This window comes from Pokkaliibacter sp. MBI-7 (genome assembly GCF_029846635.1).
In the GTDB taxonomy this organism is placed as follows: domain Bacteria; phylum Pseudomonadota; class Gammaproteobacteria; order Pseudomonadales; family Balneatricaceae; genus Pokkaliibacter.
Genome location: NZ_JARVTG010000001.1, coordinates 1450610 through 1471568, shown reverse-complemented (window position 1 = coordinate 1471568; position 20959 = coordinate 1450610). Strand labels below are relative to the sequence as shown.

Below are 20959 nucleotides of genomic sequence, written 5' to 3'. Positions count from 1 at the left end.
CGGCTCTTACACAGCGTTGTAGTGATCGCCTGATCTGGCAGCGCTGGCCTGTCGTTGAATAAAGGCCTCGATACGCTGCCACTGTTGGTGACTGAGAGGGTAGAGCTGTTCCGGTGTCAGGTTGGTTTTATAGGGAGCCTGGAAGACGAAAGACAGGGGCTCCTGCCCTTCGCTGCCAAGTACCAGTGCCAGCTCGCCGAGTGGCCGTTGTTCAGCACCATGACAGGGGCCGAGAAAGTTGATCAGTGCGATGCTGCAGGCATCGGCCATGTAGCTGTTCCCCGTATCAGTAGACAGATACAGGTGCATCTGGCTGATATGCCAGGGCAGCTCTTCCAGCTTTAGCTTGCCAAGACCATCCACCAGTGTCAGATCAGGAAAGCGCGCTGGAATATCCAGTTGCTCCAGCCACCTGCGTTCATTCTCCAGACCAAACACATAGACTGTGGCCTGTTGTTGCTCGAGCAGCTGCAGCAGCCTCAGCCAGTGGCTGTGTGGCATGGTCTTTAGTGCATTACCTGCGGTGAGGCTGACACCGACGCGAAAGCGATGATGATGCTCCACCAGCTTGGTTGCCGGGACATAAAGCGGGCTGGTGGCATGTTTCTGCCGGGTGCTCGCGGTAGCCGGAATCGCTGCCAGTTTCAGGTAGTCATCCAGCACCAGCTGCTGACGCTGATGATGGACACGATGAAAACCTGCACCCAGCCAGCGAACGTATTGGCGAGTGCGATAGGTGTCGAGCGTATGGGTGTGGTGTGCACAGGCCAGACGGGCCAGAAAGGTGTTGGGTGCGCTGGGCATCAGTACATAGATATCTTCGTAGCCCTGACGGAACAGACGCCAGGCCAGATGCAGTTTCTGTCGCAGCGACGTGCGGGCAGGCAGGCTTTCACAGTGGTGAATAAACTGATCGTGGTGAATCAGCGGCAGGTTCATCGGATCAGCTACCACATCCACCGGTGCCAGTGCCCGGATCAGGGGAGTAGTGTTGATCCAGTCGCCCATCTTGGCGGTCTGAATGATCAGGCGTTTGCCACGCTGAACCGGCATCACCAACCGCAATAGCCGCAGCAGTGGCCAGCATAGCCAGCCCAGAATCAGATAGTTCATAGGTGTTCCTTGGATACTCGTTCAACCGGTGTGGTGATGGCCAGTGCCAGCAGCAGCATCAGTGCTTTGGACACGGGCGGGCCTTCCCACAGGCCATTAAACAGACAACCAAACAGATAAATGATCAAACCCGGCACTACCAGCCAGGCAATCAGCGGCTGATGGCGCTGTGACCAGGCTCGTCGCAGTGACAGGGCAAACAGTGCTATCCAGCACAGGCTGCCCAGCCAGCCTGCGACAAAGATATTTTCCAGATACTGGTTGTGGAAGTTGAACTGGCCGTACTTGAGCACCACAAAACGCAGTCCCTGCTGATTACCCCGTTGCTCGGCATGGTGCACATAGCGGTCCTGACTGCAGATCAGCTGCACTTTCTTCTCGCCATAACCATAGCCGTACAGAGGGGCATCCCTGGCACAGTCCCAGGCCAGTGCCCACAAGCCGCCACGCGCACTGAGCAGTTCGTAGTATTGCCCCGAACTGATCAGCTGATACTGACCGGCGATCTTCTCCAGTGTGCTGTCTTTGGCAACGGCCACAAATAGCCCAACGCCTGCTATCAGGGTTATCACCGTCGCCAGGGCGAGTTGCTGAACAGACAGACGTAGCCTTTGTAGCAATGCCCTTGTGACGAGGAGAAGTGCATAAGCCATGACTGCAAAGAGCGCGGTGCTCATATCGTAAAGTGCCGTGAGTATCAGGCTCAGCAGACACAGTAGCCACAACAGCAGGCGTTGCCAGCGGGCCAGCGGGGCAAACAGGGAATAGCCCAGCAGCAGCGGCAGATAGAACTGGGCGTTGATGCCATAACCGGGGTTGATGTCGGCAGCCTTCATATCCACCGTTAGATTGTGACTGCCATTTATCCACAGCTGAAGCGCCGGGGGCAGTGTACAGAGATTGAGTAGCACGAAGCCGGCAAGTAGCCAGGTCAGCAGCGACCAGGGCTGATGACGATTGCGCAGGTGGTAAAGAAAAAATACCAGGCAGTAAATCTGCTCCAGCAGGTTGCCTTTCAGACTGTTGAGACTGCGTTCGGTATCGATCTGATTGATTGCAATCGCGCCACTGACTACCAGCACGTAGCCGCACAGCGCCCAGAGTGCCGGTGTCATCCTGGGATGCTGCAGTTCACCCCGCCACAGGCTTATCAGCCATAGCAGCAGGCTGGTATAGAGGCCGATATTGTTCAGTGCCGTACCGAACTTCAGTGGCAGGGTCAGCAGAAACAGCGCAAAGAACCAGGTGGCGGCAGTGAACCACGGTGCCTGTATTGCGGGTGTCGGTGTCATGTTAAGGCGCTGATTGAGCAAAGTCTGGTTCCACCTGATCTGGCAAAACGAAAAAGTTAAACAAAACGAAAGTGCTGCCCATCGTTGTGCACGTTAAAGGCCCAGCGGTGGTGGGGTGGATTAAGCTGGTAATGTGCGGTGTCCTGATAACGTTTGTCGCCATCCCTTTCCCGCTGTCGCAGCTGCGTCAGGCGAAGATCATCGTTGCAGCTAACCTGTAGCAGGATGTCACAGTTGTCGATACGCCGACTGGGGTGGCAACTAATGAATACGACCAGTTTCTTGCCGGCGAAGTAGGGTTTGAAAGGGGCAAGATAGTCCTTTTCCTTGCTGCGAAAGCGCAGCCGTCGTTTGAGCAGCCCAAGAAAGCTGATACGTGCGACGCCGTCGTCAATCACCATAATCTGTCGGGGTTTAATCCCGGGCATACCCTGTTTGCGCAGCCAGCGGCCAAGGGTGGATTTGCCACAGCCAGAGTTCCCGGTAATGCACAGCATCAGCGGACCCTCGGTAGCGGGAGTAGAAGCGATCAGCTCAGCAACAGGCTGCCAGAAAACAGGATGAATCATTATTGGTCTTATCCTTAAGACTGAAGTAACTGCTGGTAGAGGGCGATCAGTTCGCTGCTCATCCGTTCCAGAGTAAAGGGGGTTACTGACTGACGTGCGGCCTGGCGCTGGTTGCCAAGGTTGCCGGGGTTATCGAAGTGCTGGTGCATGGCTTCCGCCAGCAAGGCCGCATCGGCTTGTACCAGTACGGCGCCATTCTGGCCTTGCTGAATAATCTCTGCTGTCCCGCAAAAGCGCGTTGTAATGACTGGCAGGCCGCAGGCCAGCGCCTCCAGGGTGACATTGGGGAACGGGTCATAGCGGCAGGGATGCCAGAGCAGATCTGCCGCGCCGTAAAAGGGGCGCACATCTTGCTGTACACCACAAAAATGAACGCGCTGACTGATATGCAGGCGCTCCGCCAGCCGCTGGTAACGTGGCTGCTCCTTGTCCTTGCCCACGATGATCAGGTGCATATCGGTGAGCCGGGTCAGTGCCTGCAGGCTGACGTCGACTCCTTTACGGCTGAAGCCGGAACCAACGCTGATAGCTGTCAGGGCATCCTGCGGAATGCCCAGCCGCTGGCGTATGGTCTGACGGTGGCTGCTCAGCTGTGGGTGGAAACTGCGTTGATCCACACCGTTGTAAATCAGGCGAAACTTTTCCGGTGCAATTTCAAAGTGTTGTGAAATTTCATTCATGACCATCCGGGAGTTGCAGATGACCTGCCGCAGGCGAGGGTCCGTAAACATACTGCGTTCCTGTTGCAGCATGAACCTGTGGAAGGGGTCGCGCTCCTGCCAGCTGCGTTGCCAGCGGTTGAGGCTCTGGGCGCGCAGATTCAGCCATTGCCGATGTACCCCATCTCCCGCCCGGTATATCTGACAGCCTGGAATACGCTCGTGGGACTGCACCAGATCGAAGCTCTGCTGTTGCAGCAACGACTGTACATCGGTACTGAAAGCAGCCTCCCGCCCCCGGCGGGTAAGCCCGCGTTTGCGACAGCTCATCACCTCGACGTTGATGGGGATGTCGCCAGTCCATTTCTGGGTGATGATGGTGAGCTGCAGATCTGACTGGCTGGACAGGGCCTGTAAGGCCCGGCTGACTATGCGCTCTGCTCCTCCATCGGGGCGATAGGCCTTGCGAATGATGGCAATACGGGTCATGCGAGGATGTCCTCCAGCGCCTTGATTACAGCGGAGGACGGTATGTTGATCAGACTGTGGCGGTATTTGCTGTTTGTCACTACTTCGCCCGTGGGGCGCGGGAAGTCACGTGAGCTGATGACTTTGCCCGGTGCTTGCCAGGGGCCCCATTCACAAGCCTGACTGGGACCGAACAACGCCACACTGGGAGTCTGCATGGCAGCCGCAATGTGCATGGGCACGGAGTCAACGCCGAGATAGGCTCGTGCGCCAGCAATCAGCGCGGCCAGTTCCTGCAGATTCAGCTGGCCTGCCAGATTGACCGGCCGGGCGATGTGCAGGCGGGCAAGGATACGCTCCACCATGGCCAGCTCCTGTGGGTCCGGTGCCGCCGTCAGTACCAGTGGCCACCCTTGACTGGCGAGATGATCCAGGGTTTCAGCCAGTGCCTGCTCTTCCCAGCATTTGAACAGCCAGCGAGAGGTGGGATGGACCAGAATGTACGGTGTATCGACATGGTGACGCTGCAAATGGGCAAGGGCGCTGGCCTGGGCTTCTTCGCCAGGGCAGAGCAACAGGCGGCTGTCGGCCGCGCCAGGCTCAATACCGAGATAGCGTACCGCTTCAAGATTTTTATCCACAGTGTGACGCTCTGCACCGGCCTGATACGGATAAAAGTCGGTAAAGCTTCCGCGCCATAATGCACCGTTACGTTTATCCTTCTGAAAGTCGGGCACCAGAGCATAGCGTGGTCGTAACAGGCGGTTCAGCCAGGCGCCCCGCCAGTGAGGGGTGAGATGCAGCGTCAGATCAAAATGACGCTGGCGCAGTTGGCGTAAGAGCTGCCACTCCCCCTTCAGCTGTGTTATTCCCCCCTGCTTTTTCCAGCGGCGATCGATCAGATGCAGCTGACTGATAGCCGGGTGTCCCTTCAGCATCGGTGAGGTGTCTGCATAGACCAGCGCATCGATTTGCAGATGCGGATAATGGTTTTTCAACGTACTGAAAACAGGGGAGGTGAGCAGTACATCACCGTGGTGACGCAACATGATCACCAGTACGCGGTTCAACTGTTTCAGGTCGATGTGGCGGCTCTGTGCGGAATGAACCAGCACGGGTGCTTCTGCTGCGTTGCTCTTGTGTGAGGTCGAATCTGCGGTCATGGTCGGCCCGTATCACTCAGCAGCGTGCTGCCTTGTAGAGTTTTTGCTTGCCATCCGGCTGGGTCTTGAAGCGCTTGTGCATCCACATGTACTGCTCGGGATGGCGGCGGATGGAGCGTTCAATCACGCTGTTGATCATGGTGGCGTCGGCCAGGTCGTCCTTGGTCGGGAATGGCTCGACGGGCTCGAACATCAGTGTGTAGGTGTGGTCCGGCTCACGATAGACACTGAACATCACCATCGGCGAACGATTCAGTGCGGGTAGTCTGGCCGTCGCGGTCAGGGTCGCTGCCGGGTGGCCAAAAAAGGGGGCAAACACCGAACCCTTGGCACCGAAATCCTGATCAGGGGCATACCAGACACAGCGGTTCTGCTTGAGGCACTTGCGTGCGTACATGAACTCACTGCGATCAACAGGTTCGCAGAATGACTGTCTGCCCTTGTAGATAAAGTGCTCCATCAAGGGGTTGTTATGCGGCCGATACAATACGGCAGAGTTTTTTACAAAAGGCAGAATCAATGGGCCGCTGAGGTCCAGGGCGCTGAAATGGGCACTCAGCAGAATTACGCCACGGCCTCTGTCCAGTGCTGCCTGCAGATGCTCAAGACCGACTGCCTTGACCCGGGCGGCTGACCAGGAGTGAGGGCGCCACCAGGCGTAGCCTGTTTCCACCAGCCCCATACCATTGGCCTCAAAGGTCTTGCGGGCCAGCTCCCAGCGTTGCTGATCACTGAGCTCAGGGAAGCAAATGCCAAGGTTGACCAGCGTCACTCGTCGACGTTTGACCACAGTATGGAAAATCAGACGGCCTAACATACGGCCTATAAACAGTCCAACGGCCGTCGGCAGTATCGTGAGGATTCGCATCAGGCCAATCACCATCCAGGTTGGCCAGAAACGGGGGGCGAGAAAATCTCGCCAGGATGAGGAAGAGGCTTCTCCTGACACTGTGTATTATTGCTCCAGAGAAAATCACGCTATTATAGTGCGCAGTTTTTTATGGGGCTACCTTGAACCGGCATGCTATGTAGTGTGCCCTGAATTCGTGGTAGCAGACATGGTGTCATGTGTGTTTATTCGCCGTGGCACGTCATGCCCGATTGAGGATGAGGTACATATTTTGCGTCTGACAGTCGTAGGTACAGGTTATGTGGGCCTGGTTACAGGAGCTTGCTTTGCTGAAATGGGCAACAAGGTAACCTGCGTCGATATTGATCAGGGGAAAGTTGAACGCCTGAAGCAGGGCATTATTCCGATTTATGAGCCTGGCCTTGAAGAGGTTGTGCAGCGCAATGTGCACAGTGGTTCGTTGAGTTTCACCACTTCACTGCCAGAGGCAATGGCCAATTCCAATATCTACTTTATTGCTGTGGGTACGCCGCCCGGTGAAGATGGCTCTGCGGATCTGCAATACGTCCTGGCTGTAGCCAGGGAAATTGGGCAACACCTGCACGACTATGCGGTCATTGTGGATAAATCGACAGTGCCTGTAGGCACTGCTGATAAGGTGCGGGCAGCTGTCCAGAGCGAGCTGGATGCGCGTGGAGTTGATATCGACTTCGATGTGGTCAGTAATCCTGAGTTTCTCAAGGAAGGGGCTGCCGTTGAAGACTTCATGCGGCCTGACCGTATCGTTGTGGGCGCAGACTCCGAGCCCGCGAAAAAGCTGATGGCGCAACTCTATGCATCGTTTTCCCGTAACCATGACAAGGTGCTGTTCATGGGGGTGCGGGATGCTGAAATGACCAAGTATGCGGCCAACGCCATGCTGGCGACGAAAATATCCTTTATGAACGAAGTCGCTAACCTCTGCGACCGTTTGGGTGTGGATGTAGAAAAGGTACGTAAAGGCATCGGTTCAGACAGTCGCATTGGCTATCACTTTATCTACCCCGGCTGTGGTTACGGTGGTTCCTGTTTCCCCAAGGACGTCAAGGCACTGGTGCACATGAGTCAGGAAGCGGGTTTTGCAGCGCACCTGCTGCAGGCGGTAGAAGCGCGTAACCAGCAGCAGAAAGACTATCTGTTCAATCGCATCAGCGAGCACTATGGCGGTCAGTTACTGGTGGGAAAAACCTTTGCCGTGTGGGGGCTGGCCTTCAAACCCGGTACAGACGACATGCGGGAAGCACCGTCGATCAAACTGATCAATGCACTGATTGATGCCGGTGCTCGAGTTCGGGCACACGATCCGGTTGCCCAGGACACAGCGCGGCGAGAATTTCCTCCAGTCTGGTTTGAGGACGGGCGTTTGAGCTTTATTGATGATCAGTACGATACGCTGGCACAGGCAGAGGCACTGGTACTAGTGACCGAGTGGAAGCAATATCGCCAGCCTGAGTTCGCCGAAATTGCTGCCCGTCTCACCACACCGTTGATTTTCGATGGTCGCAATCAATATGAGCCCACCTTGGTGCGCGAGCAGGGCATTACCTATTACGGTGTGGGCCGCTGATCACACCGCACTGCAGTCGTCTATCCTTCCAAAGGGTGGATACCTTGATGGACAGCCGGGCTTGCCCGGCTTCCGCACATTGGTCGGTGTCGTCTCCGTGCGGAGATGCTCTGATTTGCGTTTCGGTCGACAAGACGACCAACGCCATCTCACACAGAAAAGGACGGTATGAGTAATTCAACCAATGGAGCGACGGTAACAGCAGACTCTCCCAAGGGCTGGGTTACCTATCGCCGCCTGTTAGCCTATGTCAAACCCTACTGGCCAGCGTTTTTACTGAGTATGCTGGGCTTTGCTGTGGTTGCTGGTTCCCAAGCAGCCTTTGCCAAGCTGATGAAGCATCTGGTAGATGAGCTGGCCTCACCGACTCCCAACGCTCACTGGCTGTTTGCTGGCACCATCATGGGTGTCTTCGTTGTACGTGGGCTGGGTAGTTTTGTCGGCAGTTATGGTATCGCCTATGTTTCGCGCTCAGTAGTGCACAGTTTGCGCTGCGATATCTTTGATACGTTGATGCGCCTGCCCAGCCAGTACTTTCATGCCCATACTACGGGTCATCTGCTGGCCAAGGTGACTTACAACGTTGATCAGGTGACCGGTGCAGCTACCGGTGCGCTGAAAACAGTGGTGCGGGAAGGGCTGACCGTCGTTGGCCTGATGGGCTATCTGGTGTTCCTGAACTGGCGTCTGGCGCTGGTATTTTTCACCGTGTCGCCGTTGATTGCATGGGGGGTGCGCACGGCATCCAAGCGTTTTCGCCGCCTCAGTCGCAACATTCAGAACTCTATGGGAGATGTCACACACACGGCTTCTGAAGCCCTGCAGGGCTATCAGGTGGTGCGTATTTTCGGCGGCATGGAATACGAGCGTCGTCGATTTGAGAAGGCCAGCCGTCGCAATCAGCAGCAGGGTATGAAGCTGGTCGCCACAGAAGCGATTTCCACCCCGGTGATCCAGTTCTTCGTGGCACTGGCAATGGCCATGCTGGTGTTCATGGCACTGAATCCTGCATGGAATAAATCCATGACCTCCGGTGACTTTATCTCTTTCCTTACCGCTGCCGGTCTGATCGTGCAGCCACTGCGGGCGTTGGCGGAGATCAACAATACTCTGCAGAAGGGGATTGCCGCAGCGGAAAGTATCTTCAGCGTGGTTGATGAACCCATCGAGATAGACAAGGGAAGCTATCAGGCAGAGCGGGTACGAGGACATGTACAGATTCGCGATCTGGAGTTTCAGTACAACACCGGTGGTCAGGTACTGAAGGGAATCAGTGTTGATATCAAACCGGGCGAGACGGTGGCGCTGGTGGGGCGCTCAGGGTCAGGTAAGAGTACGCTGGCCAGCCTGATTCCGCGTTTCTACGATGTGGCGCCGGGGCAGATTCTGATCGACGGTGTCGATATCAATGACTACCAGCTCGACAATCTGCGACAGCACATTGCACTGGTGAACCAGCAAGTGGTGCTGTTTGCTGGCAGCCTGAAGGAAAACATTGCCTACGCAGGTCTGGGCGAACGTTCTGACGAGCAAATTCAGCAGGCAGCTGAAGCCGCACATGTACTGGAGTTTGCTGAGCGTATGCCGGAGGGAATGAACACGCTGATTGGTGAGAAAGGCGTGCTGTTATCCGGTGGCCAGCGTCAGCGCCTGGCGATTGCCCGCGCCGTTCTCAAGGATGCGCCGATACTGATCCTCGACGAGGCCACCTCCGCCCTGGATACCGAGTCCGAACGTCATATTCAGGCTGCCATGGAAGCCGTGATGAAGGGGCGTACTACACTGGTGATCGCCCATCGCCTGTCTACCATAGAAAAGGCTGACCGAATCCTGGTGATGGAGCAGGGGCAGATTGTCGAACAGGGCAGTCACGCCGAGCTGCTGGCGCGTAACGGCGCTTATGCCAAGCTGCATCAGATGCAGTTCAATGAAACACATGAGCAGGCGGCGGATGCATCTGCCGATGCTGTTCCCAAGGAGTTGTCATGAAGTTATCACTGCCGGATTTCCTGCAGGCACGCGTGCTTGTTGTAGGTGATGTGATGCTTGACCGTTACTGGCACGGTGGCGCTTCACGTATTTCCCCTGAAGCACCCGTCCCTGTGGTGGGGGTGAAACATCAGGAAGACCGTCCTGGTGGGGCGGCGAACGTGGCACTGAATATTGCGGCACTGGGTGGTAAAACGGTACTGATGGGGCTGACAGGCGGTGATGAGGCCGAACAGGCGCTACGGGAACGGCTTCAGGCTGCCGGTGTAGACAGTCATTTCCATGCTGTTGAAGGGCATCCTACCATTACCAAGCTGCGGGTCATTGCTCACCAGCAGCAGTTGATTCGGCTGGACTTTGAGCAGCGCTTCCGTGAACAGGATTCGGCTGCTTTGCTGGAGCAGACTAAATCTGCCCTGGCAGGGGCGGGTGTGCTGTTGATTTCGGATTATGACAAAGGCGCATTACAGCATGTGCCCGAGTTGATTGCTGCCGCTCGGCAGCTGAGTCTGCCCATTGTTGCTGATCCCAAAGGGAAGGATTTTGCCAAGTATCGGGGCGCGACGCTGATCACTCCCAATATGAGTGAGTTTGAAGGGGTTGTAGGAGTAGTACAGACGGAGCAGGAGCTGGTCGACAAGGGACTGGCGCTGCTGGAAGAGCTGGATTTGCAGGCCCTGTTGATTACACGCAGTGAGAAAGGCATGACGCTGCTGCGTCGTGGCTGTGCTGAATTGCATTTCCCCGCTCAGGCCCGAGAAGTTTATGACGTCACCGGTGCCGGGGATACCGTCATTTCGGTACTGGCCACGGCTCTGGCAGCGGGAACTGATTTGCCACAAGCGGTGGCTCTGGCCAACACTGCTGCGGGTATTGTCGTCGGTAAGCTGGGTACCGCTTCCGTCAGCGCTCCCGAATTGCGGCGTGCCATTCAGCGTCAGCAGGGGGGCGGTCGCGGAGTGGTAAGCGCCGAACAGCTGTTGATTGCGCTGGAGGATGCCCGGGCTCATGGTGAGAAGGTGGTTTTTACCAACGGTTGCTTCGATATTCTCCATGCCGGCCATGTGACCTATCTGGAAGATGCCCGAGCCCTGGGTGACCGACTGGTCGTGGCGATCAATGACGATGATTCGGTGCGCCGCCTGAAAGGACCGGGTCGCCCGGTGAACAGTGTAGATCGGCGGATGGCAGTGCTTGCCGGGCTGGTGGCGGTGGACTGGGTGGTGAGTTTCAGTGAAGACACACCAGAGGCATTGCTGGAGAAGGTGCGCCCCGAGATTCTGGTGAAGGGGGGGGATTACAGCGAAGATCAGGTTGTCGGTGGAGAGTTTGTCAAAGCCTACGGCGGAGTGGTCAAGGTGTTATCTCATGTGGAGAACTGCTCCACCACCGCCATCGTCAATAAAATCAAACAGGATCGTTAGGCCTTTGGTACCGTGGCTTTAACGATGAGCGTGAACGTATAAGTCTGAAACAACAACAGCGGCCAAGGCCGCTGTTGTTGTTTCAGGCGTTCACTCTCCTGCCATCATGCCAGGCTTTTCTGTGAGAAGTGAACCACCTGGCGCTCCAGCAGGCGCTGTGGTTTTTCCTGCAGGCGTTCAACCAGATAGCAGTCGCCATTAGTCGGGCGAATGTAGCGGTCATCCAGCAGCTTGTCGCGAATGGCTCCGCAGTCATAAACCTCACGGGAAATCACCAGCTGGTTGCTGTTGGTCTGGCCAATTAGCTGACCTACCTGATGGCACAGCTGTGGCAGCTGGCTGTAGGCACCGGTATGCAATGCCAGCTGCAGATTGATAATGGGCTTCAGTGACTTGATCCGGCGCTGGTTGTAGCTCTTGTACAAGCCATTGAACATCAGCGCAGCGCAGAGCGCATTAATGCCGTGGGCGTCATCCTTCTGCGGTTGATCGAAAACGACAATGATGTGGTCATCCTCCATGGCTTCTACCGCGCCACTGTAGAGATTACAGGCCTGATTGATGAAGTCATGGTAGGTTGCCAGTACTTCTTCACGCTCCGGAGAAGAAGCGTAACCTGCGCTCTGGCGCTGGCTCAGAAGCAACACGAACACCGTTTCATCAATCTGACTGGCCAGAGACTGAGCAATTTCCGTGGGTAAGCCGCGGTGTTCGGCCAGTGGTTCAAACGGAGGTGGTGCGGATGCAGGGGTAGCAGTGATTGCTGATGTCGCCTGAGAGGGCGTACGCGCAGTGCTTACGGCTTGGTTTAACGGCTCAAATACATCACTCGCGCGCTGTGCTGAGGGATGCTGGGTAGTCGTCGCAGTGGCAGGGAACAGGGGTTCGGCAAACAGAGGCTCGCCAAAGCTTGCCTGCTGCAGCGGTGGCGGATTACTGCGTACACTCGGGTTGCTGGCCAGCGTCTGGGCCATGATGCTGTCAAAACTGTCTGCTTTACTGCGCTCAGAGGCGTGCTCGTTGCCTGAAGTCGCCGTCAGTGGAGCGAAGGGCGGCTCTTCAGCGGGCTCTGGCGCGTCCATATCCAGAGTGAAGTCTGCCAGAGCATCACGATTATCAAGACTGAACTCGCCGGGCTGCAGATCCAGTTCGTGCTGAGGAATATCCCGCTCTTCTTCCTGTTCACCATAGTCCGGCACTTCATTGAGGTACTCGGCATGAAGACGGTTAAAGCTGTAATTGACATACCCCCACTCATCCTGCCGGCGCTCATCCAGCGGATCGAACGTTTCGCGCATCTGTACTGCCAGGCACGCCTTGCGTAAGGCGCGTAACGGACTTTGCAGATTGAAGGCCAGAACGAGCATGGGGAGCAGCAGCACTGCCAGAATCAGCGCGTACTCATAACCATAGTGATTGATCAGGTTGGCCAGACTCAGTGGCCAGTCAGGTGCCTTCCAGCGCACGCGCAGAATACCGACTTCCTGCTGATTGACCTGAATATGCTGAGTCTGGTCGAAGCCCTGGCTGAGGCTGCCAGCACGGGCAACCAGCTCGTCTCCGCGGTAGAGCGCAGCGGCATCCACCAGCGGATGCTGCTGCATATCGCTGACCAGAACACTGAGGCCAATGCGGTCGTCGGCAATCAGCAGGGGAACGGCGGACAGCTGCGTTTGTTGCAGCAGTACATTGCGCAGGGTCTGATTCTGTTGGTCAGCAATGGCATCAAGTTGGCGGGATAGCAACAGAGCGGTCAGGACAAGGCCAGCCACTAACGTCAAAACCCATACCCAAACCAATTTAATATGCAAACCCAAGGGGGTACGTGACCGGGGTGGCGTTCTTTCCAGCATAGCGATGCGTGCCCAAGCTCCAAAATGACACAAGACGCTGATTATAGCGGGCCATCATCGGAATGCAGCTGCTTTATACAGGTTCCGCCAGGATTGTCATGAGTATGCAAGGCTACGGGCTGAGAAATGCACCCGATCGGGGTATGATGACCGCCTTTTCTATCCAACCTGTGTGGCTTACATCCTATGCAACCCAATCAAGCTCATTCGTCTGACAATCCTGTGCTGGCATCTGACTGCTGGATGTTGACGCTGATGGCGCCTTCTCTTGGTGCTGCGGCCATCGAAGATGCAGTCGAGCTGGCCAAACACTTTGGTCTGTCATTGCAAAGCAGCGTGTTACCTGACAGTGAGCAGCATGCCGTGCTGTCCTTGCAGGGACAGTTGGCTGACCGTGAGGGCTTCAAGTCCGCCTGTCTGGCATTGAGTGATGCCCTGCGCGTCGACATCGTGCTGCAGGATGCTGATACCTTCAGTGAGGAGTATGGCCTGGCGTGCTTCGACATGGATTCTACGCTGATCAAGGCGGAAGTGATTGATGAGCTGGCCAAGGAGGCGGGTATCGGTGAGCAGGTCGCGGCCATTACCGAAGAGGCCATGCAGGGTCTGATTGATTTTCGCGAGAGCTTTACCCGTCGCATGGCATTACTGAATGGTCTCGACGAGTCTGTGCTGGAGATCATTGCTGCCCGGTTGCAGCTGATGGATGGTGCTGAGTTGTTGTTTGCCGGTCTTCAGCAGCGGGGGATCAGGACGGCCATCCTCTCCGGTGGTTTTACCTATTTTGCCCGTATGTTACAGCGCCGCTTAGGCATTGATCATATCTGTGCCAATGAGCTGAATGTCGTGGACGGCAAGGTGACCGGCAAGGTCCTTGAGCCCATCGTGGATGCTCAGGTCAAGGCGGACACGCTGGAGCAACTGGCAGCCGAGCTGCAACTGCCGTTACGTCGGGTCATTGCGGTAGGTGATGGTGCCAATGATCTGAAAATGCTGGCCAAGGCAGGTTTGGGTGTGGCATTCCGTGCCAAGCCACTGGTACGCAGTAGTGCAAACTATGCCGTCAGTGCTTGCGGGTTGGATGCTATTCTGCAGTTGATCGGTCCGCGCTGAGTAAGGTCGCTGCAGCGCTACAGGGTGTTGCGGACGCCGTCTCTGAGCGTCAGCAGTAAAAGAAAAGGGCATGCCACAGGTATGCCCTTTTGCTTTGACGATACTGACTATCAGTCGTCCGAGGTAAAGACGTAGTCCATATGTTGATGGGGGGGTTGCAGGTAATGCCCCTGAATGTATTTGATACCCGCCTGCCATAGCAGACTCAGGCAGGAGGCATTTTCCACCATCGGGCCGATGATGGCCTTGCCGTGCGGGACCAAGGGAGCGATCAGGCGGGCAATTCTGGCCTGGGTGTCAGGCTGGTTGACCGTGCGAATCAACGGACCATGCAGCTTGTAGTAATCGCAGTCAAATTGTTCTGACAGCTGTTCTGCATGGGTGGTCATCCCCAGATGTTTAAGACAGAGCTTCAGGCCGAGCTGATGCAGTTGTTCGCAGAACAGGGCGGCCTGACGACCTGCAGCCCATACATCCACTTCACTGATTTGCATCACCAGCTCGTGCTGTGGGGGGACTTCCTTCATGGTGGCCTCAAGCCAGACGAAGAAGGCGGGGTCGTGAATAGCCTGCGCACTGATATTGATAAAAACCCTTAGCGGCAATTGCTGCTTCTTCAGTTGCAGACATAGACGTTCCGTGACCCACTGGTCGATCAGCAGTGCCTGTCCGGTCTGCTCTGCCTGACTCAGGAGGTCGACGGGGGTGATCCACTGGCCCTGATCATCGCTCATGCGCAGCAGCACTTCATAACTGGCATCACCTGGGCTGAACAGGTTGAGGATCGGCTGATAGAACAGGGTGAAGTGGTTGTGGTCCATGGCCTTGCGCAGCTGCTGACGTACCTGGCTGGCTGCTCGCTGCCCGCCGGGGGCGCTGCGCTGGGATGTGTATACGACTAATGACTGACCCTGACGCTGGGCCTGAGCGCAAGCATGGGTGGCCTGATGCAGCAGCGTTTCAGCATCTGGCAGGGTGCCATGAATCTGTACCAGGCCAGCGCAGAAACGATTGCTCATGGAGGCGCCGGTAAGGGGTAACAGGCTGCCGATCTGCTCCAGTAATAGCTGACCGCTACCGAGTAACGCGGACTGCTTGTCAAACGGCGCCAGGACACAAAGGTGATGCTGGTCCATACAGCCAAAATGCAGGGTACTGGCATCAGGAATTTCCCGTTCCAGCAGGTGTATCTGCTCTTCTGTTTCGGCAGTTGGCTCGCCCAGCTCATCCAGCAGTAACCAGTTTTCCAGACGGATGGCCATCAAGGCCCATTGCACATCATTGCCCTGATGTTCACCGCGATACTGAATGTAGTGGATCTGATCGAGCAGGGAGCGGCGATCGTAGGAGGCGCGATTAAGAATGTCATCGGCCTGTTCATCCAGATTGTCGTCATTGGCGCCGCTGATCATGCGCACCAGAAAGACGTTTTCTGGTGAGGGAGCGAGGCATTGCAGCTGAAACTGCAGATTGCCCAGCTGCTGTTCTTCACTCAATTGCAGGTTTAACGTCTCGCCGGGGCGCCAGGTAGGCAACCGCTGGTGCAGCGCAGTCAGAGCGATAGGGGAGAACACCTCAGCCATGTCCATGTCTTCCAGATGCAGTTCATCCTGAATCTGCCACAGACGGCGATAGGCCAGGTTGGCATAGGTATGGTGCGGATAGCGCACCAGTGCGACCGGGTCTGTCTGGATATCCAGCAGGGAATGCAGTTGGGATACTTCACTGTTGAGGTGGCGGCGCAGGCGCATCTGCTGGCGCCAGCTGTGCAGCAGATCATCCAGCAGGGCCAGGCAGAATTCATCCCGTGGTGGCAGGCAGTCTTCCAGACGCAGGCAGCAATCGGCCAGTACGTCAGGCGCTCGGCCGGTGCTGAGCACGACCAGAGGCTGGTCCTGTAGGTGGCGGCGCTGATGGCGCAGCCAGTCTGAAGCCTCTTCATCAATATGTTCACTGACCAGCAGAACGATGTCGAACTCGCCGCAGGCGGGTTCCAGCACAAAGCCTTCTTCCCGGATGAACAGCCCCATGTGCTCTGCCCGCTGACGAATATTAGCCAACACGGTCATGAAAGCATCATCCAGCGGACGCCGGATCACGATGTGTAAACAGTCACGATGAAGACTCATGGACGTCCTGCTTGTCTGAACAGTTTATTCGTTGGGGAATACTAGCACGGTTAACGCGTTGTAACAGCGTGGTTGCAGTATGAAATGCCTTCAGCTCATTGTGGCTGAGTCAGGTCGGGAATGCGCTGTTTTATTGGCACTGTTTTGGCAGTAAAGGCAGTCGATGAGAAGAGAAGGTGCTGTCAGCACAGCCTGTTACCAGGCTGTGCTGTACCGAGTACGGGGGCTCAGTCTGCAGACTGAACAGTATGCAGCTGGCCCATGGCTTCGCCCATCCGTGTGGCGCGTCCAGCCTGCCATCCCTGCAGCCAGTCAACCTTGTCTGCACCGAACAGCACGATGGCGGTAGAGCCCAGCCAGAAACGACCCAGCTCATCGCCACGCTTCAATACGACAGGCTCAGGCAGGCTTTGGTAGCGGGTCAGCTGCGGTGTCTTTGGCTGCGGAGCCACTTGCCCTGACCATACTGTCTCTATCCCGGCGACGATCATGGCGCCAACCAGAACGACAGCCATGGGGCCAATATCAGTATCAAAAATGCAGACCAGACGCTCGTTGCGGGCGAACAGGTTGTCGACGTTCTCGGCGGTCGTCTGATTGACAGAGAAAAGGTCGCCAGGAACATAGATCATTTCCCTCAGCGTCCCACCGTAGGGCATGTGTACCCGGTGATAATCACGAGGCGAGAGGTAGACCGTGGCGAAATGGCCATTGTCGAACGCGGCCGCACGCTGGGCATCACCCCCCAGCAGTGCTGTGACGCTGTAAGAGCGGCCCTTGGCCTGCAGGATGCGTCCCTGCTCAAGTTTGCCCATCTCGCTGATGTTGCCGTCGGCGGGACAAACCACCAGATCCTGCTGCTCCGGCAAGGGGCGGGCATTGTCGAGCAGTGCACGGGTGAAGAAGGCGTTGAAGTGTGGGTAGTTGCTGAGCACCGGGTCGGCCGCTTCGCTCATATCCACCCGGTAGTGCTGAGCAAAGCGGCGGATCAGGGCATTTTTTACCCAGACGGTGCGGTTGCTGGCCAGCCAGCCAACGAGGCGGCTCAATGCGTGCTGGGGAATCAGATGTTGAAAGCAGATAAACAAAGCAGACTTCACACTATTCTCCGCTGCTGGATAGTTCGTTGATCACCGGGGTGTCCGGATGGTTGCCCCACTCGAACCAGGAGCCGTCATAGCAGTGCACGTGGGGGTAGCCCAGTGCCTTGGCGGCCAGATAAGTGAGGCCGGAACGGCGGTGGGTTTGGCAATGGGTAACAATGGTCTTGTCTGGCGTCAGCCCGCGATCGGCTAACAGACTGTGCAGTTCTTCCGCAGGTTTCAGCCGTGGCAGTTGCTGATCCTGCAGCAGGTCGGTCCATTCCAGCCAGATGGCGCCGGGGATATGTCCGCCCTTGCTGGCGTTGACCACTTTCTCACCGGTGAACTCTTCGTGGGTGCGGGCATCCCAGACCGTCAGATGCTGGTGATTCAGCAGGTCTTGCAGTGTCGTGCGCACGGGCTCCACATAGGTGGCGGTGTAAAGCGTTGCTTCGCGGTGATGGCTGTCCTGCTCCAGATCGAAACCTGCAGTCACCCAGGCCGGTAGCTGGCCGTTGAGAACGGACACCTGCCGATGACCCAGCAGATGCAGGGTCCACAGCAGGCGGCCAGCCCAGGGGCCCATTTGATCGTCATAAGCTACCACCCAGGTATCGGGAGTCATGCCTACTGCAGAAAGCCGCTCGCTGAGCTGGGCTTCACTGGCGACGTAGTTCGGTACAGGGCCTTCTCCTCGCAGCAGCAAGGTAGCAGGGAAGTGAATCGCTCCAGGAATGTGGCCGCGCTGGTAGTTTTCGGCACTGGAAAGATCAAGGATCAGTAATTGCGGAGCGTGCAACTGACGATGCAGTGCCTCCGCCTCAATCAGGACAGGACAGGACATGATCAGGATCTCATCTGTTGGCGGGCGCGATAATAGAGGGTCACCCCCCGATTGGCGGCCTGCACCAGTTGACGAAAGGCGTTGTAATGCATGGGTCTGACGTCACCGTGCAGACCTGCATCGGCATAGACAACAGCAATCGGGCGTTTGCCCAGAAAAATCGACATCATAAAGAATTCTTGGGGATGACATAGCGACTGAAAAGCCTCAGGAAGCAGGCTCTGTACCTTGTCGCGATTTTTGTCATTCACCCACAGGCTGCCCGGCTGGCTGCACAGACGCTGGAAAATGCTGGCGGTGTGCAGGGACTGGCGAAAGTGCTTGAAGGCTTCAACACCGCTATCGCCGGCAGCAAGACGACCTGCAATCTCCTTGCTGTCCTGACTGGTCATCAGGATGGCGCAACGCTGCAAACCGATACCATCATGCATGCCTTCGAGCAGGCCCTGCATGATGGCCCCCAGCGAACTGAGCTGCTTATCGGCATTGTTGAGCTGGAACAGCCTGTCCTGATAGTGGCGCTCGTCAAACAGTTTGCCCGGTAGCATGCGCTGCTGGGCCTGAGGGCGCGCCGTCACGGTTCTGTTGCCCTGCTGGTGCGGCATACGGTAGGCAATAGGCTGGTCATCCGGTGCCATGATCAGACGGCTGGCAGGTGCAATGATGCCCGGCGTGGCGTAGGCTGCTGCTGCGATAACGGCTGTACGGTGGCAGCGGGCGCTGGCTTCTTCTCTGGTCAGGCGCAGCACATCACCAATGATCGGCATCAAACGGTCCATACCCTGACCGTACCAGCCAAAATGGGCGGTATGGGCAACCCAGTTGGCCATCTTGGCCAGCATCCACGGGGCGTGCACCAGATGGTTGAGCATACGCTCCTGATCGGGGTTCAGCTCATCGCCTCTTGCGCGACGATGCAGGCTGCTGAGCAGGCGCTTGTCCGATGCATTTTCCATATCGAGGGCATTGACCAGCACTTCCGGTAACTGCCAGCGTAATGCCAGTCCGTGGGCGATTGCCTGCGCCGGGCAACCCAGTACATTGCTTTCTGCCAGAATGGGATCCAGTTGCTGTTCATGAATCAGGCCGTGGACCTGGCTGATGGCATCAGGTGCGAAGCGCCACAGACTCCAGTGAATAAAGCCGTATAACATGCCTGCCGCGTAAAGCTGGGCAATCTGTGTCGGGCGCAGTTGTTTGGCCCAGTCGCGAGCCTGAAAGGCAGCATGCAGTGAGTTGGCAACGGCATACAGATACTGGCGATGGGCCACGCTCTGGTTGTTCATCTGCAGTACCGGGGCGTTGTCCAGTACTTCACGGATACGCTGCAGGCCAAGACTGCTGAGTGCGTGGTCAAGGGTGCGGATGTCCGTTTCCTGATTGTTGTTGAGCTGATTGGCGTGTCGCAGCAGATGCAGGCTTAACACAGGGTCTGCCTGCAGGGCGGGGGCCAGCTCCATCAATGCGACGTCAGGGCGGCGCAGCTGATGTAACAGAAACTGTCGGCTATGGGCCATGATGGGTAGTGGCTTGTCGGCCAGAAATTCCACCCATTGCTCTGCACCATAGGGAGAGTCACTCATTACTCGGTCTCCAGACGCAGTTGCGCCTCTTCATCCAATGAATTGAGAATTTGTTGATAGCTCAGCATCCGCGGCGGGCTGATCGCCCCTTCTTCCAGTGCTTTGCGCAGCGCACAGCCTGGCTCACGATCATGGCGGCAGTCACGGAAACGACAATGGCCGAGGAAGGGGCGAAACTCTGCAAAGCCTTCCAGCAGCTCATCAGGACTCAGGTGCCAGAGAGCAAATTCGCGAATTCCCGGAGAGTCGATCAGGTCGCCACCACTGGGAAAGTGGAACAGGCGGGCTGTGGTGGTGGTGTGAGTACCTTTGCGGGTGCCTTCGGAAAGGGCACCGACGCGCAGATCCACCCCAGGCAGCAACTTGTTGATCAGGGATGATTTGCCGACGCCTGACTGGCCAACAAAGACGCTGATATGACCTTTGAGGCTGTCAATCAGCAAGTCCAGACCATGGTCCGCTTTGGTGCTGGCACGCATGACCTGATAGCCGATTTGCTCATAGCGTTGCAACAGGGACTCCAGTGCGTCGCGGTTGCTATCGTTGATCAGGTCGGTCTTGTTGAGCAGCAGAATGGGGCGAATGTCACTGAGTTCTGCCGCCACCAGATAACGGTCGATCAGATTGGCGTAGGGCGTGGGCTCAGGGGCAATGGTAATGATGATCAGATCGATATTGGCCGCCACCGCCTTCAGTTCACCATGCGGGGTGGGGCGTTTTAGCACGCTGCTGCGTGGCATATTGGCCACCACCACGCCCTCATCAGGGCCAGGTCGCCAGATGACATCGTCACCAGTCACCAGTGGCTCAAGGTTGGCGCGCAGGTAGCAGCGCATCTGTTGCCCCTGCAATTCCCCATCGACCGCCTCCACGTCCACCTGGCGACCATAATGAGCAATCACCCGACCTCGGATTTCCGGGCCTAGTTCTCCGGCATTGAGCTGAGCGCTGAAACGCTCCTCATGCTGATGAGCGCGCTGTACCCGCTCATCCTGGATTTTCTTGATGCGCCAAGACTGGCGTCTGGTTAGGTTCCGTTTGCTCATCTGATCCTGAGGTGACAAAGCTGCTCGCGAGGGGGGATGCCGCTGCCGCGTGTTGAGAAGTAACCCAGCATTTTGCCTGACATCCTGACAAGGTGCCACGTTTGCCGCTGTGGGGAGGGGCCCTATGTGTTACCACAGGTGCCTCCTGCGCTCAGGCTGGTTAGAATAGGGCGCAA

16 protein-coding genes are annotated in these 20959 nt (G+C 56.8%); 4 read left to right on the top strand and 12 right to left on the bottom strand.

Translation table 11 applies throughout. The features are described from left to right. Positions 1 to 6: 6 nt before the first annotated feature. The 6 genes from QCD60_RS06685 to QCD60_RS06660 are packed head-to-tail and all read right to left on the bottom strand — an operon-like array spanning position 7 to position 6213. Entirely contained in the window at positions 7 to 1113 is a 1107-nt protein-coding gene (locus QCD60_RS06685) for a glycosyltransferase family 9 protein (RefSeq protein WP_279783557.1), read from the bottom strand. Continuing rightward, entirely contained in the window at positions 1110 to 2405 is a 1296-nt protein-coding gene (locus QCD60_RS06680) for an O-antigen ligase family protein (protein ID WP_279783555.1), read from the bottom strand. Before QCD60_RS06680 ends, QCD60_RS06685 begins: the two co-directional genes overlap by 4 nt. A 56-nt stretch (positions 2406 to 2461) precedes the next feature. Beyond that, positions 2462 to 2974 carry a hypothetical protein gene (locus QCD60_RS06675; protein WP_279783553.1) on the bottom strand — a complete coding sequence of 171 codons (513 nt, stop codon included), beginning with the start codon at positions 2972 to 2974 and terminating at the stop codon, positions 2462 to 2464. Positions 2975 to 2988: 14 nt separating this feature from the next. Beyond that, the gene (locus QCD60_RS06670; RefSeq protein WP_279783551.1) at positions 2989 to 4122 is read right to left on the bottom strand and encodes a glycosyltransferase family 4 protein; all 1134 of its coding nucleotides are present in this window, start codon (positions 4120 to 4122) and stop codon (positions 2989 to 2991) included. Beyond that, a complete protein-coding gene (gene rfaQ, locus QCD60_RS06665; RefSeq protein WP_279783549.1) occupies positions 4119 to 5264 on the bottom strand; it encodes a putative lipopolysaccharide heptosyltransferase III in 1146 nt (381 codons plus the stop codon). The genes QCD60_RS06670 and rfaQ overlap by 4 nt, the downstream gene beginning before the upstream one ends. Positions 5265 to 5280: 16 nt before the next feature. Continuing rightward, on the bottom strand, positions 5281 to 6213 hold the full coding sequence (locus QCD60_RS06660) for a lipid A biosynthesis acyltransferase (RefSeq protein WP_279783547.1): 933 nt from the start codon (positions 6211 to 6213) through the stop codon (positions 5281 to 5283). 112 nt (positions 6214 to 6325) lie between these two features. Between QCD60_RS06660 and QCD60_RS06655 the strand changes: the two genes are divergently transcribed. From QCD60_RS06655 to hldE, 3 genes are all read left to right on the top strand, one after another. Further along, positions 6326 to 7720 (top strand): UDP-glucose/GDP-mannose dehydrogenase family protein, encoded by a 1395-nt coding sequence (locus tag QCD60_RS06655; protein ID WP_347950221.1) that lies wholly within the window; start codon positions 6326 to 6328, stop codon positions 7718 to 7720. 168 nt (positions 7721 to 7888) lie between these two features. Beyond that, positions 7889 to 9709 carry a lipid A export permease/ATP-binding protein MsbA gene (gene msbA, locus QCD60_RS06650; protein ID WP_279783545.1) on the top strand — a complete coding sequence of 607 codons (1821 nt, stop codon included), beginning with the start codon at positions 7889 to 7891 and terminating at the stop codon, positions 9707 to 9709. Beyond that, a complete protein-coding gene (gene hldE, locus QCD60_RS06645; RefSeq protein ID WP_279783543.1) occupies positions 9706 to 11133 on the top strand; it encodes a bifunctional D-glycero-beta-D-manno-heptose-7-phosphate kinase/D-glycero-beta-D-manno-heptose 1-phosphate adenylyltransferase HldE in 1428 nt (475 codons plus the stop codon). Before msbA ends, hldE begins: the two co-directional genes overlap by 4 nt. A gap of 104 nt (positions 11134 to 11237) precedes the next feature. Here the strand turns inward: hldE and QCD60_RS06640 are convergent, their stop codons facing one another. Then, a complete protein-coding gene (locus tag QCD60_RS06640) occupies positions 11238 to 12914 on the bottom strand; it encodes a hypothetical protein (RefSeq protein ID WP_279783540.1) in 1677 nt (558 codons plus the stop codon). 258 nt (positions 12915 to 13172) lie between these two features. Here QCD60_RS06640 and serB point away from each other — a divergent pair, with 258 nt between their 5' ends. Beyond that, positions 13173 to 14099, top strand: a complete 927-nt coding sequence (serB, locus tag QCD60_RS06635; RefSeq protein ID WP_279783538.1) for a phosphoserine phosphatase SerB — start codon at positions 13173 to 13175, stop codon at positions 14097 to 14099. 110 nt (positions 14100 to 14209) lie between these two features. Here the strand turns inward: serB and QCD60_RS06630 are convergent, their stop codons facing one another. The 5 genes from QCD60_RS06630 to rsgA all read right to left on the bottom strand — a co-directional run bounded on the left by QCD60_RS06630 (position 14210) and on the right by rsgA (position 20783). Then, positions 14210 to 16228, bottom strand: a complete 2019-nt coding sequence (locus QCD60_RS06630) for an EAL domain-containing protein (protein ID WP_279783536.1) — start codon at positions 16226 to 16228, stop codon at positions 14210 to 14212. A gap of 227 nt (positions 16229 to 16455) precedes the next feature. Then, on the bottom strand, positions 16456 to 17328 hold the full coding sequence (gene asd, locus QCD60_RS06625; protein WP_279783534.1) for an archaetidylserine decarboxylase: 873 nt from the start codon (positions 17326 to 17328) through the stop codon (positions 16456 to 16458). Position 17329: 1 nt separating this feature from the next. Beyond that, positions 17330 to 18154, bottom strand: coding sequence for a sulfurtransferase (locus tag QCD60_RS06620; RefSeq protein ID WP_279783532.1), 825 nt, complete (start codon positions 18152 to 18154; stop codon positions 17330 to 17332). 2 nt (positions 18155 to 18156) lie between these two features. After that, entirely contained in the window at positions 18157 to 19737 is a 1581-nt protein-coding gene (locus QCD60_RS06615; protein WP_279783531.1) for an HDOD domain-containing protein, read from the bottom strand. Continuing rightward, positions 19737 to 20783: a small ribosomal subunit biogenesis GTPase RsgA gene (rsgA, locus tag QCD60_RS06610; RefSeq protein ID WP_279783529.1), complete on the bottom strand. Its 1047-nt coding sequence runs from the start codon at positions 20781 to 20783 to the stop codon at positions 19737 to 19739. The genes QCD60_RS06615 and rsgA overlap by 1 nt, the downstream gene beginning before the upstream one ends. Positions 20784 to 20959: the final 176 nt, after the last annotated feature.